24 protein-coding genes are annotated in these 24201 nt (G+C 65.3%); 12 read left to right on the forward strand and 12 right to left on the reverse strand.

All coding sequences use genetic code 11. The features are described from left to right. Positions 1-66 precede the first annotated feature (66 nt). The 7 genes from ACQR1I_RS28655 to ACQR1I_RS28685 all read left to right on the forward strand — a co-directional run bounded on the left by ACQR1I_RS28655 (position 67) and on the right by ACQR1I_RS28685 (position 5131). Positions 67-1029 carry a PDR/VanB family oxidoreductase gene (locus ACQR1I_RS28655; protein WP_434868669.1) on the forward strand — a complete coding sequence of 321 codons (963 nt, stop codon included), beginning with the start codon at positions 67-69 and terminating at the stop codon, positions 1027-1029. A gap of 5 nt (positions 1030-1034) precedes the next feature. Then, positions 1035-1238 (forward strand): hypothetical protein, encoded by a 204-nt coding sequence (locus ACQR1I_RS28660; RefSeq protein WP_434868670.1) that lies wholly within the window; start codon positions 1035-1037, stop codon positions 1236-1238. A gap of 225 nt (positions 1239-1463) precedes the next feature. Further along, a complete protein-coding gene (locus ACQR1I_RS28665; RefSeq protein ID WP_434868671.1) occupies positions 1464-3107 on the forward strand; it encodes a SagB/ThcOx family dehydrogenase in 1644 nt (547 codons plus the stop codon). A 65-nt stretch (positions 3108-3172) separates the two neighbouring features. After that, positions 3173-3901 (forward strand): ankyrin repeat domain-containing protein, encoded by a 729-nt coding sequence (locus ACQR1I_RS28670; protein WP_434868797.1) that lies wholly within the window; start codon positions 3173-3175, stop codon positions 3899-3901. Then, the gene (locus ACQR1I_RS28675; protein WP_434868672.1) at positions 3898-4215 is read left to right on the forward strand and encodes a hypothetical protein; all 318 of its coding nucleotides are present in this window, start codon (positions 3898-3900) and stop codon (positions 4213-4215) included. Before ACQR1I_RS28670 ends, ACQR1I_RS28675 begins: the two co-directional genes overlap by 4 nt. A 21-nt stretch (positions 4216-4236) precedes the next feature. Further along, on the forward strand, positions 4237-4476 hold the full coding sequence (locus ACQR1I_RS28680; protein WP_434868673.1) for a hypothetical protein: 240 nt from the start codon (positions 4237-4239) through the stop codon (positions 4474-4476). A gap of 13 nt (positions 4477-4489) precedes the next feature. Beyond that, positions 4490-5131: a glutathione S-transferase family protein gene (locus ACQR1I_RS28685; protein WP_434868798.1), complete on the forward strand. Its 642-nt coding sequence runs from the start codon at positions 4490-4492 to the stop codon at positions 5129-5131. 30 nt (positions 5132-5161) lie between these two features. On the opposite strand, the gene ACQR1I_RS28690 is transcribed toward ACQR1I_RS28685, so the two are convergent. Further along, a complete protein-coding gene (locus tag ACQR1I_RS28690) occupies positions 5162-6880 on the reverse strand; it encodes an ATP-binding protein (RefSeq protein ID WP_434868674.1) in 1719 nt (572 codons plus the stop codon). Positions 6881-6905: 25 nt separating this feature from the next. Next, entirely contained in the window at positions 6906-8513 is a 1608-nt protein-coding gene (locus ACQR1I_RS28695; protein WP_434868675.1) for a flavin monoamine oxidase family protein, read from the reverse strand. A gap of 135 nt (positions 8514-8648) precedes the next feature. On the opposite strand from ACQR1I_RS28695, the gene ACQR1I_RS28700 reads away from it, so the two are divergent. The 5 genes from ACQR1I_RS28700 (at position 8649) to ACQR1I_RS28720 (ending at position 12076) form a co-directional block, all read left to right on the forward strand. Further along, positions 8649-9053 (forward strand): nuclear transport factor 2 family protein, encoded by a 405-nt coding sequence (locus ACQR1I_RS28700; protein ID WP_434868799.1) that lies wholly within the window; start codon positions 8649-8651, stop codon positions 9051-9053. Positions 9054-9219: 166 nt separating this feature from the next. Further along, a complete protein-coding gene (locus ACQR1I_RS28705) occupies positions 9220-9600 on the forward strand; it encodes a hypothetical protein (RefSeq protein WP_434868800.1) in 381 nt (126 codons plus the stop codon). A 2-nt stretch (positions 9601-9602) separates the two neighbouring features. Further along, entirely contained in the window at positions 9603-10115 is a 513-nt protein-coding gene (locus tag ACQR1I_RS28710) for a hypothetical protein (protein WP_434868801.1), read from the forward strand. A 91-nt stretch (positions 10116-10206) separates the two neighbouring features. Further along, a complete protein-coding gene (locus tag ACQR1I_RS28715; RefSeq protein ID WP_434868676.1) occupies positions 10207-10335 on the forward strand; it encodes a hypothetical protein in 129 nt (42 codons plus the stop codon). A gap of 178 nt (positions 10336-10513) precedes the next feature. After that, the gene (locus ACQR1I_RS28720; protein ID WP_434868677.1) at positions 10514-12076 is read left to right on the forward strand and encodes a rhodanese-like domain-containing protein; all 1563 of its coding nucleotides are present in this window, start codon (positions 10514-10516) and stop codon (positions 12074-12076) included. A gap of 41 nt (positions 12077-12117) precedes the next feature. Here ACQR1I_RS28720 and ACQR1I_RS28725 read toward each other — a convergent pair whose 3' ends face one another. The 10 genes from ACQR1I_RS28725 to ACQR1I_RS28770 are packed head-to-tail and all read right to left on the reverse strand — an operon-like array spanning position 12118 to position 24109. After that, positions 12118-15219, reverse strand: coding sequence for an ATP-binding protein (locus ACQR1I_RS28725; RefSeq protein WP_434868678.1), 3102 nt, complete (start codon positions 15217-15219; stop codon positions 12118-12120). Continuing rightward, positions 15216-15575, reverse strand: a complete 360-nt coding sequence (locus ACQR1I_RS28730) for an Hpt domain-containing protein (RefSeq protein ID WP_434868679.1) — start codon at positions 15573-15575, stop codon at positions 15216-15218. The genes ACQR1I_RS28725 and ACQR1I_RS28730 overlap by 4 nt, the downstream gene beginning before the upstream one ends. Further along, positions 15559-16881, reverse strand: coding sequence for a PP2C family protein-serine/threonine phosphatase (locus ACQR1I_RS28735; RefSeq protein ID WP_434868680.1), 1323 nt, complete (start codon positions 16879-16881; stop codon positions 15559-15561). Before ACQR1I_RS28735 ends, ACQR1I_RS28730 begins: the two co-directional genes overlap by 17 nt. Beyond that, entirely contained in the window at positions 16878-17510 is a 633-nt protein-coding gene (locus ACQR1I_RS28740) for an ATP-binding protein (protein WP_434868681.1), read from the reverse strand. The genes ACQR1I_RS28735 and ACQR1I_RS28740 overlap by 4 nt, the downstream gene beginning before the upstream one ends. A gap of 3 nt (positions 17511-17513) precedes the next feature. Beyond that, positions 17514-17813 (reverse strand): STAS domain-containing protein, encoded by a 300-nt coding sequence (locus tag ACQR1I_RS28745; RefSeq protein ID WP_434868682.1) that lies wholly within the window; start codon positions 17811-17813, stop codon positions 17514-17516. A 9-nt stretch (positions 17814-17822) separates the two neighbouring features. Next, entirely contained in the window at positions 17823-18962 is a 1140-nt protein-coding gene (locus tag ACQR1I_RS28750; RefSeq protein WP_434868683.1) for a methyl-accepting chemotaxis protein, read from the reverse strand. Between the two features lie 2 nt (positions 18963-18964). Beyond that, the gene (locus tag ACQR1I_RS28755; RefSeq protein ID WP_434868684.1) at positions 18965-20023 is read right to left on the reverse strand and encodes a protein-glutamate methylesterase/protein-glutamine glutaminase; all 1059 of its coding nucleotides are present in this window, start codon (positions 20021-20023) and stop codon (positions 18965-18967) included. An 8-nt stretch (positions 20024-20031) separates the two neighbouring features. Continuing rightward, positions 20032-20673 (reverse strand): chemoreceptor glutamine deamidase CheD, encoded by a 642-nt coding sequence (cheD, locus tag ACQR1I_RS28760; protein WP_434868685.1) that lies wholly within the window; start codon positions 20671-20673, stop codon positions 20032-20034. Further along, positions 20670-21488 (reverse strand): CheR family methyltransferase, encoded by an 819-nt coding sequence (locus ACQR1I_RS28765; protein ID WP_434868686.1) that lies wholly within the window; start codon positions 21486-21488, stop codon positions 20670-20672. Before ACQR1I_RS28765 ends, cheD begins: the two co-directional genes overlap by 4 nt. Positions 21489-21547: 59 nt before the next feature. Continuing rightward, positions 21548-24109, reverse strand: a complete 2562-nt coding sequence (locus ACQR1I_RS28770) for a methyl-accepting chemotaxis protein (protein ID WP_434868802.1) — start codon at positions 24107-24109, stop codon at positions 21548-21550. Between the last annotated feature and the right edge of the window lie 92 nt (positions 24110-24201).

Consider the following 24201-nt stretch of genomic DNA (forward strand, 5'->3'; position numbering starts at 1 on the left):
GCCGGCCATCTGGCCTTTCCCTTGCATCGGCTGTCCATCAGCCGGTTCGCATGATGGAGTTGTCAGATGTCCGACGCCCTGCACAACGTTGTCGTGGCCAGGAAGGCCATCGAGGCCCACAATATGGCCTCATTCGAGCTCGTCCCGGCGGATGACCAGCCGCTTCCGGGCTTCACGCCGGGAAGCCACATCGACGTCACCCTGCCGAACGGTTTGACGCGACAATATTCGCTGCTGAACAGCGCCTCGGAGCGCAACCGCTACTGCATCGGCGTCTGGAAGGATGCCAACAGCCGCGGCGGCTCCAAGGCGCTGCATCTCGACATCAACGAAGGCGACCGGCTGCAGGTCAGCCGGCCGCGCAACCGCTTCAAGATCCCGAAGGACACCAAGCGCGCGCTGCTGCTGGCGCGCGGCATCGGCGTCACGCCGATGCTGTCGATCGCCGACACGCTGAAGGTCAAGAACGTCCCGTTCGAGCTGCACTACGTGTTCGCGCTGATGTCGCCGGATTCGTTTCGCGGCACCATCGAGGCATCGTCCTTTGCCGACAACACGACGTACTACAAGGAAGCCACCGAGGACAATCAGCTGCTGAAGGCCACCGAGCTGCTCGCCGACCGCCCCGACGACACCCAGCTGTTCATCTGCGGCGTCGACTGGTGGATGGATCCGATCATCGCGCTCGCCAAGCAGAAGGGGTTTGCCGAGGAGCGCATCCATGTCGAGCGCTTCACCGCCAAGGCCGCCGCCGCGCTGCTCGACAAGGTGTTCGAGGTCACCATCAAGAGCACCGGCGCGACGTTCAAGATCCCCGGCGACAAGACCGTGACCGCGTTCCTCGAGGAGAACGGCGTCAAGATCGCGACCTCCTGCGAGCAGGGCATGTGCGGCACCTGCAAGACCAGGGTCATCAAGGGCGAGATCGACCATCGCGACAAGCGCCTGTCGGCGGCGCAGCGCGCCGAGGGCTACTTCCTGCCGTGCGTGTCGCGCGGCAAGGGCGACAGGCTGGTGCTGGATCTGTAGCCGCCGTGACCACCGAAACCGATCTGTGGCAGACCGCGTGGATCATCGCGGAACAGCACGGGACCGATGGGCCGGCGTTCGCTGCGCGCATGGCCGACAGTTTCAAGCTCGGCCACAAGATCGACGCGCATCAGGCGTGGCTCTCGATCGCGGGCAAGGTCGCCCGGTTGATTGAGGCGAACGCTTCGCGCAGCGCGCATCCGCATTGATGTCGAGAAACGGACAGAGCCGGACGGCCCTGTCCGGATTGGCACACGATCCGCGCGGCGTGACCGTATCCTCGCCGACTTGGAGATCCCGCGGCGGCGTCTCGTCCGATCTCACGATGTAAAGACGCCGCAGCTCTCCGGAACGGAATTTGCTCAGCCACATCCGGTCACCGAAGCGACCATCCACCATGCGCACGCGCCATGCGTCGCGCCTCGTGAGGATCCATGTCCGTGTCACAGTTCAGCGCGGCAGAGCTGCCGTCCCCGGCCGATATCGCGCTCGCCTACCATGCCCGCACCAAGCACAGCCTGAAACGCTATGCCGCGGGGCCGGAGACGCTGGACTGGGATGCGCAGCCCAACCCGTTCCGCGAATTCGTCGGCAGCCCACGCACGGCGTTGCCGCTGACATCGGACCGCCTGGGCACGCGTTTCGCCGACGCGTGCGACGGCACGGCGCCGGTGCAGCCGCTGACGATCGACGGCATCGCGCTGCTGCTGGAGCTGTCGTTCGGGCTCAGCGCGTGGAAGGAGCTTGGCCCGGACCGCTGGGCGCTGCGCTGCAATCCCTCCAGCGGCAATCTGCATCCGACAGAGGCCTACATCGTCGCGGAGAACGTGGAGGGGCTGAGCGACGGGATCCATCATTATGTCAGCCGCGATCACGTGCTGGAGCAGCGCTGCCGTCGTGACACGGCATCGCAGGCCGCGCCGCGCCTGTGGCTCGGCCTGTCCTCGATCCACTGGCGCGAGGCGTGGAAATATGGCGAGCGCGCGTTCCGCTATTGTCAGCTCGATCTCGGCCATGCGCTCGGCGCCATCAGCTTCGCAGCCGCGGCGCTCGGCTGGACCGCACGCGTCGTCGACGGCCTCGACGGCAGCAGGCTTGCCGCCATCATGGGCCTCGATCGCGCCAGTGATTTCGCCGGCGTCGAAGCCGAGGATGCCGATGTCCTTGTCGCCATCGCGCCGCGCGATACGGGCGAACCTGCGCATGCCGACTTGCCGCCGCCCTGCTCCATCGCGGACATCTGGAAAGGCCAGGCCAACCGGCTCGATCGCCATCCGCTCTACCGCTGGCCCGTGATCCCCGAGGTGAGTGCAGCGACGACGGGCGCCGCGCAGGATCCGATCGATGCGCCCCCGTCCCTTCCGCCGCTCGTGCAGCGATCAGCGGCACGCGCGGCCGAACTCATTCTCAATCGCCGCAGCGCGCAGAGCTTCGATGCCAGGTTCACGATGGATCTCGCATCGTTCCATCACATGCTCGATGCGCTGCTGCCGCGCGCCACGACGCCATGGCAGGTCTGGCCCTACATACCGCGGCTGCATCCGCTGTTGTTCGTGCACCGTGTCGAGGGCCTTACGCCCGGGCTCTACGCACTGCCGCGCAGCGGCGAGGCGGCAAGCCATCTGCAGCGTGCGCTGCGGCCCGATTTCGATTGGCAGCGGGTAGAGGGCGCGCCTGATCACCTGCCGTTGTTCCGACTCCTGCCGACCGACAGCCGCGGCGTGATCCGCACCGCGAGCTGCCACCAGGCCATCGGCGGCGACAGCTGCTTCGCGGTGGCGATGCTGGCCGAGTTCGCGCCGATCGTCAGCGGCAACGCCTGGCGCTATCGCCAACTGCATTGGGAGGCCGGCCTGATCGGCCAGGTGCTGTATCTCGAAGCCGAGGCGGCCGGCCTGCGCGGCACCGGCATCGGCTGCTATTTCGACGACTCCGTGCACGAGATGCTCGGCATCGCCGGCAGCCAATACCAGACGCTCTATCACTTCACCATCGGCCGTCCGCTGACCGATGATCGCATCACCACGCTTCCGGCCTATCCCGGCCGCGCGCGCAATGAGGCGGGAGTCCTGCCATGAGACCGCGTATTCCGTTCCAGCGCATCGACGTCGGCCAGGCGGCCGAGCTGCTCCAGCGCGATGATTTGCTGCGCTTCGACGTCCGCGACCAGGCCTCGTTCACCGCAGCACATATCGCCGGTGCGCAGCACCTGACCCAGCGCAACCTGTCCGCGCTGATCTCCGGCACGACCAGGCATAGCGCCATTCTGATCTACTGCTACCATGGCCATGCCAGCCAGGAATACGCCCAGACCTTCTCCGATTTCGGCTTCACGGAGGTCTACAGTCTCGACGGCGGCTACGAGGCATGGCGGCAGCGCTTCCCTGCCAGGAACGGCTGCGCCGACATCAGCCCGACCCTGGCAGCCTGGCTCATCGCCCAGGGATTTCTCGCCGACGACGTCGACGCCACCATCGCCAACCGCACCACGCCGCTGATGAAGGCGGCGCATCTCGGCAACGTCGCCGTGATCCGCGAACTGCTCGCGGCCGGGGCCTCGGTCGCTGCCAGGAACGCCGACGGCAACAACGCGCTGTGGCTCGCCTGCGTCGGCAATCACCTCGAGGCGATCGATGCGCTGGTCGAGGCCGGCATCGATCTGGACAACAGCAACGACAATGGCGCGACGGCGCTGATGTATGCATCCTCGTCCGGCAAGGCCGCGGTGGTCGCGCATCTCCTTGCAAAGGGCGCCGATCTCAGCACCGAGACGCTCGACGGCTTTTCCGCGCTCGACATGGCCGCCTCGCTCGAATGCCTCACTCTGCTGCGGCAAGCGGCGGAGGCGGCCGCGCCCGGGGTCCGGCGATGACCGTCATCGAGCACGATTTCGGCCTGCAGCAGCGCCAGGTCGAGCGCCGCTTCCGGACGCTGCTCAGCCTCGATGCGCTGCACGAGGCCAATGTCCGCGCCAACCCGATCCCCTATCTGGAGCGCGCCAGCGAGCAGATCTATCAGCTGGAGAAGGCGCTGTTCGAAGCCCTGCAGGCGGCCACGGCGCCAGCTCACGACGAGAGCGAGATGGTCAGCATCGGCAAGGCCGAGCATCAGCGCCTGCTGCAATGTCGGGCCATCGTCGAGCGCGCCTACGCGCAGTTCGTCGCCGATCAGCCCGAAACGGAATGAACCCTCGAAATGGAGACCGAAATGAGTGAAGGCTTCTTCGTCGACTGGGACGGCAACTTGCGCAGCGCCGCCGATCCCGGCGGTGGCTATCTGTGCGATATCGACACCGTGGCCCGCTACGTCGCGGTGACGACCAAGAATGGCACGCTGGTGCACGAGGCGACGTTCTTCAAGTCCCAGGCCGACGTCGAGAAGGCCGGCATCAAGGCGCCGCTGGTGCCCGGCAGCCACCCCTGGGGCAAAAAGTCGGACGGGTTTTAGCGGTATGGCCGCGATGAAGTTCTACATGACGCCGGGATCCTGCTCGACCGGCATCCACATTATTCTCGAGGAGCTCGAGGAGGTGTTCGAGGCCTATATCGTCAACCTGCCGGCCGGCGACAATTTCAAGCCCGACTACGTGGCGATCAATCCGAAATCGACCATCCCGGCGCTGGTGCGCAGCGACGGCAGCGTGCTGACCGAGGTGCCCGCGATCGCCTACTGGCTCGGCCGCTCGCGGCCGCGGGCCAAGCTCTGGCCTTCGGATGTCGAAACCGAAACCCGGCTGCTCGAGGCGATGACCTACATCGCCGGCACCGTGCACGGTCACGGCTTCGCGCGCATCTTCGCGACACCGACCTTCAGCCGCAATGAAGCCGATCAGGAATCGGTTCGCGCGCTTGGCCTCAACATCGTCGTGAAGGGTTTTGCGATCCTGAGCCGGATGCTCGGCGAGCAGCCCTACCTCGGTGGTGAGTTCTCGGTCGCCGATCCGATCCTGTTCTACGTCACGTTCTGGGCCGACAAGACGGACATCACGCTGCCCGCCAACCTGCTCGCGCACTACCGGCGGATGCTGGCGCGGCCGGTGGTGCAGCGCGTCCTGCGCGAGGAAGGCTACAATCCGGCGACGCTCGGCAAAGCGGGCGAGTAACGACATCGCTGGCCTGACGCCCCCCGCGCCCTACTCCGCCGCCTCCGGCAGCAGCTCTTGGTCGCCCAGGTCGAGGCCGCGGAAGATGGCACAGCGGCGGAAGACGTCGATGGTCGGATGCACGCTCTTGTGGTGGCAGTATTTGGCGACGAGCTTGGCGAGCCCCTTGATGTCGCGCCCCGAGGCGCCGGGGAACGTCTCCACCAGCAGCTCGATCAGCGCCGGCTCGATCTTGAGGCCGAACTGCTCGCACATCACCCGCCAGATTCGCCCGCGTGCTTCGGCGTCCGGCGCCTGGAACTTGATCAGCGCGATGCAACGCGACACGATCGCTTCGTCGATGTCGTCGATGCGGTTGGTGGTGAGGAACAACAGCCCGTTGAAATATTCGAGCACGCGCAGGAACACGCCGACGACGGCGTTCATCGTCATGTCGTCCTCGCGTCGCTTGATGTAGACATCGGCCTCGTCGATCAGCATGACCGCGCCCCAGCGCTGCGCGCGCGTCAGCGCATCCTTCAGCGCGCTCTCCATCGCGGCGACGTTGAGCCCGAGCTGCCCCGAATGCACGCGGTACAGCGGCCGGCCGATGATCTCGGCATAGACCTCCGCCGTCAGCGTCTTGCCGACGCCGGGAGGGCCGGCGCACAGCACGGTGGTGCCGCCCGATTTGCCGGCGACGATGTCGTCCATCAGGAGATCCATCTCGGCGGTGAGGATGTCGATCAGGTCGGTCTGCTCCTCCGGCAGCACCAGCTTCTGCTTCAGCTCGGGCTGATAGGCGTAGGGCGTCATGTCGTCGGCGTGCACCCAGAGATAATGGTGCAGGTCGAGATGGAACATCAGCATGTACGGGAGGACCGGGATCTTGCAGAACACGCCCTTCGGGATCGCCGCCTTGGATTCTTCCACCTCCTGCTCGGCATCGTAGAGATTGCTCTTGGCGGCCTTGCGCAGATATTGCCCGAGAATGTCGCCGGTGACCTCGAGCGTCAGCGCGCGCTCCGTCAGGATGCCCTCGTCATTGACGAGCCGCGCGGTGCCGCCGCCGGAGGACAGCACGATGACGTCCTTGCGCGACCAGTCCACGTCGCGATGCGAGGAGTTCGGATCGTCGGCGAAGAAGCCGATGCCGCGGCCGGAGAACTGCGCACCATAGCGGCCGCGCCAAGCGAAGTAGCGCTCGGCGGTCTCGTCATAGGCCGAGATCAGCTCGGGCGTTTCCTTCAGGAAGCCCTTGGCGGCGAAGATCTCGGCCACCGTCCTGCCGACGATGTCGCCGACGGAAATGCGCAAGGTCGACGTCGTGATCGCACCCTTGGCATTGGCCTTGAGCTCGATGAAGACGCGTCCGGCCTCGTCGTTGGACGGCGCGGTGTAGTCGAGCCGCGTCACGACATAAGGCAGTGGCCTGCTCGCGACATTGGCGGTGAACATCCAGCCACGGATGGCGCCCGAGATCAGGTAGCGTGCGATCGCCGGCAGCACGGATTCCAGCTCATGCTCCGAGAAGCGCGTGCCGGAATCGTTGAAGGCGCGCTGCAGGGTCGCGATATGCGCCGCGCGGGCATGCCATTCCGGACCGGTCTTCTGGTAGCTGTCGCGCAGGAAGTCGAGCTCGGCGCCGGCGAGCCTGGTGATGTCGACCTCGACCTTGTCGCCGAAGCGCAGTTGCTCCCGGAGCGAGGCGAGGTTCGGAAAGGCCGCCGCCATGGCCTCGATGGTCGGGCGTTCGATCTGCAGCTTCATCGGTCGTTACTCAGGTCCGGGCGGCTCACGACGTCACGCTCGCCGGCTGGCGCGCGGCCTCCGCCTTGGCCAGCAGCAGCCGGTTGGCGGCCAGCGAGAACTCCTGCCAGGCAGCGGCGATGTCGCGCAGGATGGTCTGCACATAATCCTTCGACGGCTTGTGTTCGAACGGGAAGTTCGACAAGGCGCAGGAGGTGCGGTTGAAGGCGATGGCATCGTCCAGCAGCGACTGCATCACGTCGCGGAACGGCTTCTGGATCTCGGGCATCAAGGCCGAGCGCCCGCGCTCGACGGCGACATCGCGCATCTCGAAGGTCAGAGCATCCAGCACCTGCAAGGCCGCCGCGAACACCTGCTCCATAGCGCCGAGCACGGCGAGCTGCGTCAGCTGCTCACGCTGCTGGGTGGCGAGGCTACGGTTCAGCCGGTGCCGATAGTCGTCGAACGCCGCATCGCGTTGCGCGGCGACCCATGCGCCGAACCAGGCGAGGCTGGCATCATTGCCGGAGAGGCCGGCGCCGACGGCTGCGGCCGGACGCGCGCCCTCGCCCGCCATGCGCGCGATCGTCCGCTCTATGCGTCTGGCGGCATTCAGCGCGCCTTCGAGATAACCGGCCGCATGGCTGGCAGTCTCTGCGCCGCCGAGATGCAGGCGGCCCTCCCACAGCGCCCGCCGCAGCATCGGATTGGCGATTTCGCTGTGCTCGCCGCGCGGCGTGGTGCGGTCCAGCGCGCTGCAGGTGAAGCGCTCGGCGGCCCAGTCCTGGTAGTGCTGCTCGCCGCCCTCGAGCGCCGAGCCGAACAGCTGCACCATCTGGCTGTCCATCAGCAGCGGCAGCCCGACATTGAAGGCTTCACGCAGATCTGGCGGAAAAGCGAGAAAGCCGCCGAGCGCGGCGCGGTCGCCGCCCTCGTCGCAGGCATCGAAGATCTCGCCGATGACGGCCTGCTCATGACTGACGAAGGCGTTGCCGGACTGGCCCTTGTCGCGCCAATGCGCCTGGTCATAGGCGATCACGACCTTGGCCTGCGCCGCCATCCAGGTCTCGGCATTGTGCATCGCCTCGAACGTCGCGTCATCGAGCGCCGGATAGAAGCCGACATTGTCGACCAGCAGCCGCGGCGGCAGCGCGAGCACGGCGCGCCTCGCCTCGATCGCGACGGATTCCGTCGCGGTGGCGAAAATCAACCGCACATGCGTACCGCAATCGACGATGCGCATCAGCTCGTGACCGAGGTGGATGCAGGACGGCGGCAGATCGCGCGCCAGCGCCTCGATCAGACTGCTCATGCCGCCGGAGAGCCGGCGCGCGCCCTGATGGATCGGCGGCCCGCTGATCTGCTCGGCCGTCTTGTCGGCCTCCTTGAGGTGAAGCACCGTGCCGTCGTCGTGCTGGGCGAAATGCGACAGTCCGAGCTCGGCGATCAATCCTGTCAGCAGCGGCTGGGTCTCGGGCCAGAACCAGGTCGGGCCGAGGTCCAGCGCCAGCCCGGTCTTGCTCCGGGCCGACAACACCCGCCCACCCAGGCGATGTCGGGCTTCGAACAAGGCCGGCGTGCCGCCGCGCTGCTGCAGGCCGCGCGCGAGTGCAATTCCGCACAATCCGCCGCCGACAATGGCCGTTTCGAGCATGGCAGAACCTCCGCTGATGCGTTGCGATGGCGTCTCCGCCAGGCCTTGCAAGAAGCTTGCAAGCTTTCGGGAGCCGGTCGTGTGCGTTTCCAAACATTGCTTGATTTTCGCAATCGATTGGCCCACCTCAGTCCGATGAGCGACGCGAACGACATCCTGGCGGCCAACGCGGCCTTCTACGCAGCCTTTGCAGCCGGCGACTTCGCCGCGCTCGCAGCGTTGTGGGCGGACGGCGACGGCATCTCCTGCATTCACCCGGGATGGCCGGCGATCGTCGGCCGCAACGCTGTGATCGGCAGCTGGCGCGACATTCTGAGCAATCCTGCACGGCCCCAGATCGTCTGTGCGGAACCCCACGCCATCGTCGACCGCGATCACGGTCACGTGGTCTGCCTCGAGCTGGTGGACGGCGCAGCCCTCGCCGCCGCCAATCACTTCGCGCGCAGCGGCGGCGCCTGGCGGATGGTTCACCATCAATCCAGTGCGATCGCGCAGATGATCTCCCCGGACGACAACGCGGACGGCCGCAGCCTCCACTGATCCCGCCGCATCTGGCACGAAACTTGATCTGCTATCTCTCACCGGCAGGGATGTCGGAGATTGTTGATTTTCGTCGCGTCGGATGCGGGACCCAGTCACCGTCTCTGCGCGAGGTGATCTGCACCCTGCGAACCGCATCGTGCAGAAGCCGACGGGGAGAGACGAGATGGCACGTGTTCTGACCGCCTATCTGAAGCGCACCGAGGTGCCGACACGCACAGCGTTGCAGCAGGCCATCGCGGGACTTCCCTTCCCGCTGACGCTCGACGACGGCTACGTGCCGCTCGAGACCTCCGGATACCTGCCCTGTACGCTGGATGGCGAGGACGCCGGATTCGATCTGCGCTTTACGGAGATCGAGGAACAGCGCGCCGATGCATGCGATGTCGCAGCGACCTTGAAATGGGGTGGCGATCCGCGCGAGGAGGCTGCAGCTCTCGCGGTCTGTGCCGCGCTGGCCACGACTTTCGGCGCGATCATCCAGCGCGACGGCGCGCAGCTTTCACCCGGCCATATGCTCGAACAGGCGAAGGGAGCACTGGTATGAACATGACGGCTCCACTTCAGCCGACGGCAATCCATGCCGTCCCCGCCGAGCTCTGCGACTGCGGCTTCCGCCTGCTGATGATCCGGCAGTTCAATGTCGGCGCGGTGCCGCCGGCCTTCGCCATCATCGATCAGCGCGTCATGCGAATGCCGCAGCGGCTCGGCCGCCACGGCGTCTCGTTTGCCGCGACGTTCCTGCCCGAAGTGATGTCATGGCTGATCGATCATCTCGGCCGGCCGTCGCTGCATGACGACACCGGCCGCTCCTTCCGCAACCCGCGCTGGCCCGTCCTGTGCTGGCATGACCAGGAGCGCTATTGGCCGAGCGGCGCCGTCACGGTCGAATGGTTCGCCGAAGTGGCGTTCCAGGATCACGCTTCATGGCTGGCGTTTCGGACGCATTGGCACGATCAGCTGCTGGGGATCGGCGACAGCGCGTCGCATGGAGACGCAGAGCAGCGCGATCCGCAGGAGATGGAAAAGGATTTTGCCGACGAGGCGCTGCAAAGAGCATGATCTGTCGAACTTCGCCCGGAGCTCGTGCAGCTCTGTCAACGCCGGATCGTAGCGCTACAATGAGCTGATCAGCGCAGCAAGGGAGTGTGTCATGCGCTACGTCGCGTGGTTCGAAGGCTGGTTCGGCTCATTCTTTGCCGGCCATCATGACGACCAGCGACTGACCGATGCGTACGAGGAGGATCTGTTCTATCTCGCCATGCTCGGCCCGCACGTCTGACCGGCACGGCCGCCCGCGGTGGCGGCTGGACAAATGCCTGCCATGCCGCCACAGAGGGGTGACATGGCAGGCGTCCCGCAGGTTGGGAACGCAGCAGCCCCCACCTTGCGGGACCCTCTGAATGACATCGCCGACACCTTCTCGTTCGACTGGATCTGCGACGGATCAACCAGAGGTCATGACCCCGACCGAACTGCGGCGGCGCTGGCGCGCCGGCGAGGAGGTGGCGCTGCTCGATGTCCGCGAGGAAGGCCCCTACTCGCTGTCGCATCCGTTCTTCGCGGTGTCGCTGCCGCTGTCGCAGATCGAACTGCGCATGCTCGACCTGGTGCCGCGATTGAGCGCGCCCGTCGTCGTCTATGATGATGGCGAGGGTTATGCCGCGCGGGCCGTGCCGCGCATCCGCGCGCTGGGCTACCGCGACGTCGCGGTGCTCGACGGCGGCCTCAAGGGCTACGCGCGCGTCGGCGAGGTGTTCCGCGACGTCAACGTGCCGAGCAAGGCGTTCGGCGAGCTGGTCGAGGCGATCAGGCACACGCCATCGCTGTCGGCCGATGAAGCGAAGGCGCTGATCGAGCGGGAGTCGAATCTCGTGGTGCTCGATGCCCGCCGCTTCGAGGAATACCGCACCATGAGCATTCCGCGCGGCGTCAGCGTGCCCGGCGGCGAGCTGGCCTTCCGGGCGCGCGAGATTGCGCCGTCGGCCGACACCACGATCATCGTCAATTGCGCCGGCCGCACCCGCTCGATCATCGGCACGCAGTCGCTGATCAACGCCGGACTGCCCAACCGCATCTACGCGCTGCGCAACGGCACCATCGGCTGGACGCTGGCCGGCCACCAGGTCGAGCGCGGCAGGACGGCGCGTGTCCTCGAGCGGCCAAAGGCGAGCTACCCAGCGGCGCTCGCCGACGCCAAGGCCTGGGCCGAGCGCGTCGGCGTCGGCGTGCTCGATGCCGCGACCTTGGCGCGCTATCGTGCGGAAGCCGAAGTTCGGACGTTGTACTGCCTCGACGTTCGTACCCCTGAGGAACATGCCGCGGGCCATCCGGCGGGATTCATCTCCGCTCCGGGGGGCCAGCTGGTGCAGGCCACGGATGAGTGGATCGGTGTGCGCGGCGCGCGGCTGGTGCTGTTCGACGACGACGGCGTGCGTGCGCGCATGACCGCGTCATGGCTCAAGCAGATGGGCTGGGACGTCGCGATCGTCGGGTCTGGTGTCGTCGCGCCGACGGACACGAGCGTCCGCGCGGCGCGGCGGCCGGCGCTGCCGGACGTAGGCGATGCCGCGATCAGCGTCGCGCAGCTTGCTGCCGAGCCCACAGCCTGCACGCTCGTCGATCTTTCGCGCAGTCCGGCCTACAAGGCCGGGCATATTCCCGGCGCAAGCTTCGCTCTGGCGTCGCGCTTTGCGCAGGACCTCGCCAAGCTGCCCGGCGATGGGCCGATCGTGCTGACCAGCGACGACGGCGCCGAGGCGACGTTCGCGCTCGCCGATGCGCGGGCCGCGACAACGCGGGAGATCCGCGTCCTCAGCGGCGGGACGCGCGCCTGGACGGAAGCAGGCTACACGTTGGAGACCGACCACCACGTCTGGATCTCGCCGTCAGACGACGTCTACAAGCGTCCCTATGAGGGCACCGACAACGCCGCCGAGGCGATGCAGGCCTATATCGACTGGGAGCTGCAGCTGGTCGCACAGCTCGCCAACGATTCGGTCTCGAATTTTCACGTGGTGTGACGAGCCCGGCGCTGGCGATGCAGCCAGGACGGTCTTCGGAGTCAGGACGAAGCGACCATCTCGGGCTGGTTCGCGCGGTCCGGCTGCAGCGGCGGTGCGTCGGCGCTGTGCGGCAGCGCCCAGCGACGGATGGCGGCGAACAGCAGCGGCGGCTGGATCGGCTTGGTGACGTAGTCGTTCATGCCGGCTGCGAGATAGGTCTCGCGCTGTCCGACCAGCGCATTCGCCGTCAACGCGATGATCGGCACCTGGGCCTCCGGACCCGTCAGTTGGCGGATCGCCTTGGTCGCGGAGATGCCGTCCATCTCCGGCATCTGCACGTCCATGAGCACCAGATCGTAACGCCGCTCGGACACGGCTGCGAGAGCCTTGGCGCCGTTGCCGACGATCGTGGGCTTGAAGCCCTGCTTCACCAGCAGGCTCGAGATCAGCGTCGCGATGATCGGGCTGTCCTCGGCCACCAGGATGTCGAGTTCCCGGTCCGTCCGATCGACGATCGGCTCGGAGGAGAGCACCGGCGCCTGGCCACGCGGGCACGGCAGTTCGAGCCAGAAGCGGCTCCCGCGGCCGGGTTCGCTGTCGACGCCGATCGTGCCGCCCATCGTGGTGCAGAGCTGCCTGCAGATCGCGAGCCCGAGGCCGCTGCCGCCATATTTGCGCGAGATCGACGTGTCCGCCTGCACGAATGGATCGAAGATCTGGGCTTGAATCTCGGGCGACATGCCGATGCCGGTATCGATCACCTCGATCCTCAAAGCGGCCGCGCCATCGCCGTGATAGCGATAGGCGGCACGCACCTCGATGGAGCCATGCTCGGTGAACTTGATGGCGTTCGAGACCAGGTTCAGCACCACCTGGCGGATCCGCGTCGGATCGCCCTTCACGAACTGCGGCAGTCCCGGCGCGAGGCCGGCCTTGATATCGAGATTCTTCTTCTTCGCCCGCTCTCCCATGAACGAGACCGCACTCTCGATCAGGTTCGGCAGGTCGAAATCGATCTGTTCAGACTGCAGCCGCCCGGCTTCGAGCTTGGAGAAGTCGAGAATGTCGTTGATGACCTCGAGCAGCAGATCGGCGGATTCCTTGGCGAGCACGGTATAGCGCTTCTGCTCGTCGTTCAGCGGGGTTCCGCGCAACAGATCGACCATGCCGACCATGCCGCTGAGCGGCGTCCTGATCTCATGACTCATGATCGCTAGGAAGTCGCTCTTGGCGCGGCTGGCGGCCTGGGCGGCGTCGCGGGCGGCGCGCAACTCGGCGCCCGTCGCCTCCAGCTCCTGCTTCTGATCCTCGAGGTCGGACCGGATCGCCTGCACGTAAGCGAGCTTCTGTTCGAGCTGCGCCTGAATCGTCTTGAACGCGGTGATATCCGTGCGCAGCCCGACGAAGCCGCCGTCGGACGTCCGGTGGTCGACACTCTGGATCCAGCGTCCGCTCGGTTCGCGATGCTCGACGGCCTTGCTGCCGGCAAGATGCCGCGTGACCTTTCGCTGCAGCCAATCCTCGAACCCGTCACCCTTCGGACTGATCAGACCGATCTGGTGGGCCTTGCGGAACAGGTCCTTGTAGCTGATGCCCGGCTCCATCAGCGCGGCCCAGGCTGGAAACATCTCACGGAAATGCGTGTTCGACATCACGAACTTGTCGTCCTTGTCGAACAGAACGAAGCCTTTGGTCAGCGCCTCGATCGCGTCTACCAGGCGCAGCCTGGATTCTTCCGCGACCGTCTCGGCCGTCTTCCGGTCGGTGATGTCCTGGATGATCCCGAAGAAATAGCTCTCGGCGCCCTGCCCGCGCGGACCTGCTTCCATCCGCACCCATCGCATCTCGCCGTCGGGGCGGATGATGCGGAACTCATAATTGTATCCCGACAACGCCGCGCGAGCCGCCTCGCGTGCGCGCAGATAACCCACGACATCGTCGGGGTGCACGAGGTCGAGCAACGTCTCGAAGGGCACGCTCTCGCTGGGCGGCAGGCCGGTGATGTCGAACAGCTGCTGTGACCACACCGCCGCCTCGCGGCTGGGATCCGTGACCCAGTGCCCGACCTTGCCGATCCGCTGCGCCTCGAGCAGGCGCTCGCTCTGCTCCGCAAGCAGCGCGTTCTGTTTCTCGAGCAGATCTTCGGATTCTTTCATTCCGCGGACCCTGCGGCCGAGCAGCACAAGCAAAGACAGAATGCCGGCAACGGCTGCGCCTGTCCCGAGCAGCAGGATGAGGGCGTCGCGCCGCCACGAGCCGTGCACGGCATCCTCGGTCATCGCCGTCGAGATCATCAGCGGAAAGCCCGCCACATCGTGAATGGCCACGTGGCTGTAGCCGCTGTCCGTTCCGGTGCTCCAGACGGCGGTGCCGCCGGAACTGGCACCGGGATAGAGTTGCCCGATCATCTCGTCGGCGAAAGGATAGCGCGCCAGCATCATGCCGTCGCGGCGGAGCAACGAGACCGACCCGCCGTTCTGGATCCCGATGTTCTCGTAGAGCCGCGTGAAATAGTCGATGTGGACCCCGGCACTGAGCACGCCGGCGAAGTTTCCTTCGGAGTCGGTCAACCGCCTGGCCATCTGCATGGTCCACGACCCGTCCAGGCGATTGCGCACCGGTTGGCTGATGAACAACTCCGCGATGTCGTGATCACGAAAGAAGCGATACTGCTCGCGGTCGGCCAGCGAGATTTCCGGGATCGGCCAGATCTGGGAATGATTCCTCAATCGACCGTCGGTCCCGATGATGAGCATCCGGTCGATTTGCGGTAACAACTTCAGTTTTTCATCCAGATACTCGTGCGTTTCGCGCCAGCCGATCTTCGCGTCGGCCCCCTCCCGGCGAAGATTGTGAAGGCCGAGGCGCTCGATCGCATCCTTCAGCATCAGGTCGATCGCCTTGAACGATCGAGAACTCTCCTCCGACAGCACGAAAGACAGCCGTGCCAGATTGGCCTTGGTCTCGTCCTCGACCCGATCGTGCAGGTTCTTGATGGTCAGTCCTGCAGCGATCAGCATGAGGACCGTCAGAAATGCTGCCACGATCATCGTGGCATAGGTCGACCGCATCCTGCGCGAAAGGCTGCCGTCACCTGCCCGCGTCCGGCCGTGCATAGTATCAGTGTCGGCGCTGGCAGGGCGATGCGGCCTTTCGCTCATGAGCGCTCCTGCATCGCTGCCACGGCAGCAACCGTCGCCTCGATCGTCTCGGAGAGCGAGGGCATGCGAGCCTCGACATCCGCAAGCGTGGCGAGGTCGAGCTCGATTTCGCAGGCGATCGCCGAGAGCCGCGCGGCGCCAAGGCTCGAAGAGAAACCCTTCAGAACGTGGGCAGCCTTGCGGGTCTCGGCCAGATCGGCCGCGGCCAGGCATTCGCGAATTCTCTGCAGGGTGTCGGAAGCCGCGGCGGGCAATTGCGACAACATCCGCAGCAGCTCCTCGTCGCCGAGGGCGTCGCGCAGGAGCTCGATCTGCTCGGAATCGAGCAGCGGGTCGCGTTCAGCAACGGTATCCATGTTTGATGTCCATTCTGGGAGCAGATCGACGCGCGCGGTATGGTGCCTGCGTCTTCGCATCCGCTGCAGGCAAGGATTGATCATCCAGCTCGGGAATTCGGCGATCGAGACAGATGACCGTCGTGTCGTCCGGCAGCGCGGCCTGCCCGGTGATTCCGGCTGCCGCGCAGAGCCGATCGATCACCTCGTCCGGCGCGAGCCCGAAATGGCAGGCATGCAGGACGTTCAGCAGGCCGTCCTCGCCGATGCGCTCGCCGAGAGCGTCGGGATATTCCGGAAGTCCGTCGCTGAACAGCAGCAGAAGCGAACCCTGGGGGAATTTGCGCTTGTGGACTTGATATTTCACCCCTGGCTCGATGCCGAGCGGCAGTCCGGTGCCCTCGCATAGCCTTGGCCTCCCAGACTGGTTCTGTACCAGGATCGCAGGCGGCGCGCCGGCCGAGGCAAATCTCAGCTCGCCTCGCCGATGGTCGATGACGACATACAGGAACGTTGCGAACTGTCCGGGCGGCAGCAAGTGCACCAGCCGCTCGTTCAGCATCGAGAGCAGCTCGGCTGGGGCATGATGAAGGTTCTTGTACTCGTGGATCAAGGCATGAAGCCGGAACGTGTTGAGCGCGGCATTCACGCCATGGCCGGTGAAGTCGGCGAGAAAAAACCCGAGCACGCCATCATCGATCGGCAGCATGCCCCAGAGATCGCCGCCGAGCTCGGAAGACGGCCGATTGTAGGACGCGATCCTCATGCCGGCCTTCTCGGCGTGCTCGGAGAGCGATGCGCTGGACGGCAACAGATCGAATTGCATGCGCCGCGCGGCCTCAAGCTCACGGGAGATTCGCTCGCGATAGCTGCGCAGCTCCCGCAGCGAATTCCAGCGCTCCAGATGCACGACGACGCGCGCGATCAGTTCCGACGGATTGACCGGCTTGGACAGAAAGTCCGACGCGCCGCCGGCGAACAGCTCGCCCATCTTCTTGCGATCGAAGGTCGCCGTCTGAACCAGGATCGGAATGTCCGCCAAATTGGGATCGGCTCGCACGTGGCGGCACACGTCGAGGCCGCTCATGTCCGGCATCTGCATGTCCAACAGCAGCAGGTCCGGATTGAAACTGCGGGACTGCTCCAGCGCCGAGACGCCGCCTTCCGCGAACTCCAGGTTGACGAAGTTGCGGCGGCGCAGGACCGATTCCACCAGCTGACGGCAGAGCGGATCGTCGTCTGCGATCAGGATCCGGGCGTCGCAGATTCCATCGTCACCGCGGCGATCGTCGGCGGCCGCCCCGGCACTGTGGCCCTGAATGTTCATAGCCGAAACTCCAGCTCGACCGTGGTGCCGCCATCGAGGATCGCGACATTGTCGGAAAACGCCTGCAGGATCGCGAGCCCGCGCCCCATCGAGTCTTCTCCCGCCCTGGACTGGACGGCTTGCGGCTCGTATCCAACGCCGCTGTCGTGCACGAGCACGCGCAGTTGGGCCTCGTCCCAGAGCGCGTCCATCCGGATCGGAGCCTCGGCAACATCCGACGAACTCAACTTGGACTCGATGGCATCGTGCGCGGCGAGCAGACCGTCGAGGCTGCCGCGCGACTCCGGGTTGATCCGCAGGTTGCCGTGCAGCACCGCGTTCATCAGCGCTTCCTGAACGGCGCTGTAGACCCGCACGCGAAGATCCTCGGTCAGGGCTGTCCGGTGCTCCATGGCATGGATGAAGACCTTGACGATGCAATGCTTGTAGGCCGACCGCGTGGTCACCACCAGGCTGAGATGACCGGGCTCGGCGGCACCATCGAGATCGCCCTCGCACTTGCCGGCGAGCCCGACCTCGACGCATTGGATCGCGGGCGGCTCCAACGCGGCCTCCAGCGTTGCCTCCGAGGCGCCGTCCCAGCAGGTGACATGCGGCCCGGATGCTGAAGCCTGCAGGGAGTTGCCCATGTCTCAATCCTCGATGGTGAAGAGCGTGCTGAACTTGGTCACGCCGAACATGCGCTTCACCTGTCCGCTCGGACGGCGCAGGATGAGATCGCGGTCGTTCTTCTTGGCTTCGTCTCGCGCCAGCAGGAGCATGCCAAGGCCGGCGGAATCGATGAAATCGAGCTTGGATAGATCAAGGATGACCGACTTGCCGCTCGTTGCGAACAGCTCGGAGACCATCTGCTTGAACGGTGCGTGATCGGTGAAGGTGAACTCGCCGCTCATCGAGATCTGGCCGGCTCCGCGGTCTACTTGAATCTGCATGGTTTCCTCCTAAAACAACTCGATGGTTCCACTGCTCGCCGAGGCGCTCTCGGCGGCCACGGCTTCGACGGGCTGCTCGCCGTCGAGAAGCTGGGCGACGAACCGCGCGCGGAGATCACCGAGAGTGAAGCGGTCGAGCAGCTTCTTGACCCACTCGGTATCGGTCGATTGTCCTTCCGGGATTGGCGGCAGCGCCTCCGCGGTCGCGACCTTCAGTTCGTCGAGCGCTTCGTCGACGACGTGAAGCGTATCGACCACATGCTCGAGCCGCTGACGGGTTCTGTCCTGGAACTGGATCCCCGTGATCATCGCCGAGACATCGGACGAAATCACCTCGGCTTCCTTCACGGCTGCGCCAACGACAGCAGCCAGGCTCGAGCTGCGTTTGATCAGGGCGGCCATGAGAACCTCGAGACGGTCCTTTGCCATCAGGTTGTGCGACATGTCGATCGTGGCGACGCGCTTGAGCGTCTCATGACCACTGGCGATTCCGTCGGTCACCGCCTTGAGCTCGGACTCCATATCGACCGACAGGCGCGCCGTTGCACCCGACAGCTCGCGCACTTCGCCTGCGACCACCCTGAACGCCGCACCAGCCCCTCCGGCCCGCTCCGCCTCGATGCGGGCGTTCAACGCCAACATGTTGGTGGTCCGGTTGATCTTGCTGAGCTCGGCCATGCAGCTGTCGACCCGGTCGACATTGGTGTTGAGCTCGCTCAAGGCATACACCATCTGCATCGCGTCTTTGGACAACATCAGGATCTTCTCGACGACATCGCTCAACGTGTCCTCGAGCAGACCTGCGATCCGGTCGATCGGTACGATCTCGCCGTCGACCTCGATTCCGACCGCGAGCTTGCTCAAATCGTCGACTCTTGCCGTCTGCTGCTCGGCGCACACCGCCAGGCGCTGAAAGCGTCCGCTCAATTGGTCCGCCTCCGTCTCCACGACGGCGGAGGTCTGCTGAATCTCCGACACCAGCGTCCTGATCACGCGCTGCTGCATGGCTGCAAACGAGATCCAGCGCTGCATCAGTTCGTCGTGCCGGGCCGGCTCCGTCGACCCCTGCGGCGCCTCAGGCGCCAACGGCACTGCTTCGACCTCCGCCAGCTTCGGCAATGCCGCGCTGCTCTGCCTCCATCTGAACATGACTAAACTCTCACTCCGCGCGCAGCCAGCGACTCGCAGCGCTTCAAGACATTGGCCGCGATGTTGGCGAGCGGCAGCTCGATTTCGGTCGCGCCGCACTCGCGCGCGGCCTTGGGCATGCCGTAGACCACGCAACTGGCCTCGTCCTGTCCAATCGTTGGCGCGCCTGCCGTCCGCATCTGCAACAGACCAAGTGCACCGTCACGTCCCATGCCGGTCAGGATGATCCCGATTGCATTCGGGCCAGCGGCATGCGCCACCGACCGGAACAACACGTCGACCGACGGCCGATGACCCGAGACGGCGGGCTCGTCATGAACGCGGCAGACGTAGTTCGCGCCGTTGCGCGCGAGCTCGAGATGGTAGCCTCCCGGGGCGATGTAGACATGGCCGGGCAGGACGCGCTCGCCGCCGTCGGCCTGCTTGACCGTGACGGCGCACAGCTGGTTCAGGCGCGCGGCAAAAGAGGCGGTGAACACCGCAGGCATATGCTGCGCGATCACGATGGCCGGCGCGTTCGATGGGAACGCCGTCAGCAGTTCCTGCAGAGCTTCGACGCCGCCGGTCGACGCTCCGATGGCAATGATCTTCTCCGACGAATAATACGCGCCCCCGGGCTTCTGGGCCGTCTCGACCGTCCGCTGCGCCGGCGAGCGGATCTTCGCGACCGACGCGGCCTTCACCTTGCTGATGATCTCGTCGCGCAGCATCGGCAGGCCTTCGACCAGACCGACCACCGGCTTGGCCACGAAATCGACGGCCCCCATCTCCAAGGCACGGACGGCCGTATCGGCGCCCTTCTGCGTCAGAGACGAAATCATCAGTACCGGCATCGGCCGGAGATTCATCACCTTCTCGAGAAAGGCGAGGCCGTCCATGCGCGGCATCTCGATGTCGAGCGTGAGCACGTCGGGGTTCAGCGCCTTGATCATGTCACGCGCAATGATCGGATTTGGCGCGGCGCCCACCACTTCGATGTCGGGATCGGACGACATGATTTCGGTCAGAATCTGCCGGACGAAGGCAGAGTCGTCGACGATCAGAACGCGAATGGCACTCATCACAAGCCTCAAAAGAGTTCGACCGATCCGGCAACGGGCTCGACCTGGATTTTCTTCTTGTAGGATGTCTCCTCCCTGACGACCGCATCCTGCTCGGTGCGCGCCAGTTCGAGCAGCATCACCCTGCCGCTGCTCGGCCAATAGTGGACCCTGCGCGGCAGCGACCCGCGCAGATGCTTGGCCGCGATGCCAAGGTTTTCCGCCAGCAGGTACTCCTCGACAAAATCCGCATTGCGATGGCCGATATTGGTGGCGCTCTTCAGGACATTGCCGCCTCCGAACACCTTGATCTCAAGCCGTTGCCGAGCGCCGCCGCGCGAGAGGATGTCGTTGATCAGCCGCTCCATGGCGACGTTGCCATACCGCATGCTGTCGGACGCGCCGGCCCCCCAGCCTGCACCGGCAGATTCCGGCAGCATGAAATGGTTCATCCCGCCGACGCCGGTCAGCGGGTCGCGAATGCATGCCGCCACGCAGGAGCCGAGCACGGTGACAAGCATCTCTTCCTCGCTCGCGCACACGTAGTGATCGCCGGGGAAGACCTTCACGGCGGTGGCCTCGAACTGCGGGTCGTAGTACTTGCGCGCTCCGTGGAAAGCATCAGTATCCACGGATCGTGCGGACCGCCTTGGAGTCCTGGCGCTGTTCATTTGATCCTGCGATAGATGGTCCGGCCGATCAGGTCGAAGCGGTCGGAGATGTTGAGCAGATTTTCAGAATGACCGATGATGAGCCAGCCGTCGGGCTTGAGCATCTCGGCGTAGCGATCGAACAGGCGGCGCTGCGTGTTCTGGTCGAAATAGATGACGACGTTCCGGCAGAAGATGATGTCGAACGGGCCCGACATCGGCCAGGGCCCGAGCAGGTTCAGATGGCCGAACGAAATCAGCTCGCGCACCTCGTCCTTCATCACGGCCTGGTTGCCGCGAAGAGTCACGAAGCGCTTGCGGAAGGTTTCCGGAATGCCTTCCGCGCGCTCGAAATCGTAGACGCCCTGGGCGGCGTGCGCGAGCACGTTGGTATCGAGATCCGTCGCCAGGATCTTGACGTCCCAACTGGACAACAGCTGCTCGCACGACAGCAGTGTCATCGCGATGCTGTGCGGCTCCTCGCCGGTCGAGCAGCCAGCCGACCAGATGCGCAACCGGCGGCGATCATGCCCGGCGACAATGGCGGGAAGGATGTTCTTGGCCAGATATTCGAAGTGATGCGCCTCGCGGAAGAAGCTCGTATGGTTGGTCGTGACCGCGTTGATGAAATTGTGCAACTCGTCGTCGCCAGCATCGGTCTCCAGCAGCTTGCAATATTCGGAGAAGCTGCCCATGCCGAGCGCGCGCAGGCGCCGGCCGAGCCGGCCGTGAATGAACGCGCGCTTGCGTTCGCTCAGGACGATCCCGGCGGTATCCATCACAAGCTTCGAAAGCTTGTGAAACTCCCTGTCCTGAAGCGCGAATTCTTCGTGCACCCTCGACTCTCCCCGTTACAAACGGGCGTCACCCGAAGCAGGTGACGCCCGTCCAATTGTCAGAATTCCTTCCAGTCGATATCGCCCGAGGCGCGGCGGCGAGCGGGCTCCGCTTCGGCCGTGCGGCTCGGCTGCGCCGCGGGTTTCGCGGCCGCAGGCCTTGCCGGAGCCGGACGGACGTTGGCGAGCTTCTCCTTGCCCGAGCCGAGCGAACGGTCGACCACTGGATTGCCGGTTCGGGCGGGCGCCACGCGGCCGCTTTCGAAGCCGCTGAGCACCTGGAACTTGCCCACCATCTCGCTCATCGCGCCGGTCTGGTCTTCCATCGACTTGGCTGCGGCTGCGGCCTCCTCGACCAGCGCAGCGTTCTGCTGCGTCACCTTGTCCATCTGGGTCACGGCGTTATTGACCTGCTCGATGCCGCCGCGCTGCTCCTGCGACGCCGCCGAGATCTCGGCCATGATGTCGGTGACGCGCTTCACCGACTGCACGATCTCCTCCATGGTCTTGCCGGCGGTGTCGACCAGGCGCGAGCCCGATTCCACCTTCGAGACCGAGTCGGAGATCAAACCCTTGATCTCCTTCGCGGCGTTGGCGCTGCGCTGCGCGAGGTTGCGCACCTCGGCGGCCACCACGGCAAAGCCACGTCCCTGATCGCCGGCGCGTGCGGCCTCGACCGCGGCATTCAGCGCCAGGATGTTGGTCTGGAAGGCGATCTCGTCGATGACGCCGATGATGTCGGCGATCTTGCGGCTGGCCTGGGTGATGCCGTCCATCGTCTGGACCACCTCGGCGACAACCGACCCGCCCCTGATCGCGACGTCGGAGGCCGACGATGCGAGCTTGTTGGCCTGCTGGGCGTTCTCGGCATTCTGGCGCACGGTGGAGGTGAGCTCCTCCATGCTGGCCGCAGTCTCTTCGAGGCTCGCCGCCTGCTCTTCAGTCCGCTGCGACAGGTCGGTGTTGCCGGAGGCGATCTCGCGGGCCGCGGAGCTGATCGTTTCCGCACTCTCCGCGACGTCAGAGATGATCGCCGACATCGTGTCGAGCAGGCCGTTGACGCCCTCGCAGAGCTGGGCGATGTCTCCCGACTTGCCTTCGAGCGGAATGCGCTCACGCAGATCGTTCTGCTTGGCGGCATTCACGACATCCTGCGTCTGCTGCACGGCCGCCTGCATCATCTCGGAGGCCTTCACCTGGGCGGTGATGTCGGTGGCGTATTTGACGACCTTGAACGGCTTGCCGTCGGGACCCATGATCGGGTTGTAGCTGGCCTGGATCCAGACCTCCTTGCCGGCCTTGCCAATGCGCTTGTACTGCCCGGCGTCATATTCGCCGCGACCGAGCTTGTCCCAGAACATCCGGTAGTCGGACGAACTGCGATAGACGGGATCGACGAACATCGAATGATGCTGGCCCTTGATCTCGCCGAGCGAGTAGCCCAGCGTCGACAGGAAGTTTTCGTTGGCGTTGACGATCTTGCCGTCCATCGTGAACTCGATGACCGCCTGCGCCTTGTTGATCGCCGAGATCTGGCCGCTGAAGTCGGCGTTGCGGATGACGTCCTCGGTGATGTCGGTCGCGTACTTCACGACCTTGAACGGCTTGCCGTCCGGGCCCATGATCGGGTTGTAGCTGGCCTGGATCCAGATCTCCTTGCCGCCCTTGCCGATGCGCTTGTACTGCCCGGCATCGTATTCGCCGCGGCCGAGCTTGTCCCAGAACATGCGATAGTCGGTCGAGCTGCGATAGGCAGCGTCGACGAACATCGAGTGATGCTGGCCCTTGATCTCGTTCAGCGAGTAGCCCAGCGTCGACAGGAAGTTCTCGTTGGCGTTGACGACCTTGCCGTCCATCGTGAACTCGATGACCGCCTGCGCCTTGTTGATCGCCGCGATCTGGCCGCCGAAGTCCGCGTTGCGGATGACGTCCTCGGTGATGTCGGTGGCATATTTGACGACCTTGAACGGCTTGCCGTCCGGTCCCATGATCGGGTTGTAGCTGGCCTGGATCCAGACCTCCTTGCCGCCCTTGCCGATGCGCTTGTACTGCCCGGCGTCATATTCGCCGCGGCCGAGCTTGTCCCAGAACATCCGGTAGTCGTGGCTCTGGCGGAAGACCGGATCGACGAACATCGAGTGGTGCTGGCCCTTGATCTCGCCCAGCGTGTAACCCAGCGTGTTCAGGAAGTTCTCGTTGGCGTTGAGGACCTTGCCGTCCATCGTGAACTCGATGACCGCCTGCGCCTTGTTGATCGCGGCGATCTGGCCACCGTAGTCGGCGTTGCGGATCACCTGCTCGGTGATGTCGGTCGCGAACTTCACCACGCGATACGGCTTGCCGCTCGCGTCCAGCATCGGGTTGTAGCTGGCCTGGATCCAGACCTCCTTGCCGCCCTTGCCGATGCGCTTGTACTGCCCGGCGTCAAACTCGCCACGGCCGAGCTTGTCCCAGAACATGCGGTACTCATGGCTCTGGCGGTAGGTCGGATCGACGAACATCGAGTGATGCTGGCCCTTGATCTCGGCAAGGGTGTAGCCCAGCGCGTTCAGGAAGTTGTCGTTGGCATCGAGGATCGTGCCGTCGAGCCCGAAAGTGATGACCGCCTGCGAGCGGTTCATGGCTGCGACCTGGGCCTGCAGGTCCCTCGTCGCACCCGACGCTTCAGGCGCCTTGGCGGCAGCCGGCCGCGGGCGGCTGCTGCGCGATCGGG

This window comes from Bradyrhizobium sp. HKCCYLS2038, assembly GCF_051167655.1.
GTDB lineage: Bacteria > Pseudomonadota > Alphaproteobacteria > Rhizobiales > Xanthobacteraceae > Bradyrhizobium.

Coding starts and splice junctions, on each gene's coding strand:
- ACQR1I_RS28745 (WP_434868682.1), bottom strand. CDS start 17,813: ATGCAGATTCAAGTAGACCGCGGAGCCGGCCAGATCTCGATGAGCGGC.
- cheD (WP_434868685.1), bottom strand. CDS start 20,673: ATGAACAGCGCCAGGACTCCAAGGCGGTCCGCACGATCCGTGGATACT.
- ACQR1I_RS28725 (WP_434868678.1), bottom strand. CDS start 15,219: ATGAGCGAAAGGCCGCATCGCCCTGCCAGCGCCGACACTGATACTATG.
- ACQR1I_RS28685 (WP_434868798.1), top strand. CDS start 4,490: ATGAAGTTCTACATGACGCCGGGATCCTGCTCGACCGGCATCCACATT.
- ACQR1I_RS28655 (WP_434868669.1), top strand. CDS start 67: ATGTCCGACGCCCTGCACAACGTTGTCGTGGCCAGGAAGGCCATCGAG.
- ACQR1I_RS28720 (WP_434868677.1), top strand. CDS start 10,514: ATGACCCCGACCGAACTGCGGCGGCGCTGGCGCGCCGGCGAGGAGGTG.
- ACQR1I_RS28690 (WP_434868674.1), bottom strand. CDS start 6,880: ATGAAGCTGCAGATCGAACGCCCGACCATCGAGGCCATGGCGGCGGCC.
- ACQR1I_RS28665 (WP_434868671.1), top strand. CDS start 1,464: ATGTCCGTGTCACAGTTCAGCGCGGCAGAGCTGCCGTCCCCGGCCGAT.
- ACQR1I_RS28750 (WP_434868683.1), bottom strand. CDS start 18,962: ATGTTCAGATGGAGGCAGAGCAGCGCGGCATTGCCGAAGCTGGCGGAG.
- ACQR1I_RS28715 (WP_434868676.1), top strand. CDS start 10,207: ATGCGCTACGTCGCGTGGTTCGAAGGCTGGTTCGGCTCATTCTTTGCC.
- ACQR1I_RS28740 (WP_434868681.1), bottom strand. CDS start 17,510: ATGGGCAACTCCCTGCAGGCTTCAGCATCCGGGCCGCATGTCACCTGC.
- ACQR1I_RS28730 (WP_434868679.1), bottom strand. CDS start 15,575: ATGGATACCGTTGCTGAACGCGACCCGCTGCTCGATTCCGAGCAGATC.
- ACQR1I_RS28700 (WP_434868799.1), top strand. CDS start 8,649: ATGAGCGACGCGAACGACATCCTGGCGGCCAACGCGGCCTTCTACGCA.
- ACQR1I_RS28705 (WP_434868800.1), top strand. CDS start 9,220: ATGGCACGTGTTCTGACCGCCTATCTGAAGCGCACCGAGGTGCCGACA.
- ACQR1I_RS28755 (WP_434868684.1), bottom strand. CDS start 20,023: ATGAGTGCCATTCGCGTTCTGATCGTCGACGACTCTGCCTTCGTCCGG.
- ACQR1I_RS28675 (WP_434868672.1), top strand. CDS start 3,898: ATGACCGTCATCGAGCACGATTTCGGCCTGCAGCAGCGCCAGGTCGAG.
- ACQR1I_RS28735 (WP_434868680.1), bottom strand. CDS start 16,881: ATGAACATTCAGGGCCACAGTGCCGGGGCGGCCGCCGACGATCGCCGC.
- ACQR1I_RS28710 (WP_434868801.1), top strand. CDS start 9,603: ATGACGGCTCCACTTCAGCCGACGGCAATCCATGCCGTCCCCGCCGAG.
- ACQR1I_RS28695 (WP_434868675.1), bottom strand. CDS start 8,513: ATGCTCGAAACGGCCATTGTCGGCGGCGGATTGTGCGGAATTGCACTC.
- ACQR1I_RS28770 (WP_434868802.1), bottom strand. CDS start 24,109: ATGAACCGCTCGCAGGCGGTCATCACTTTCGGGCTCGACGGCACGATC.
- ACQR1I_RS28680 (WP_434868673.1), top strand. CDS start 4,237: ATGAGTGAAGGCTTCTTCGTCGACTGGGACGGCAACTTGCGCAGCGCC.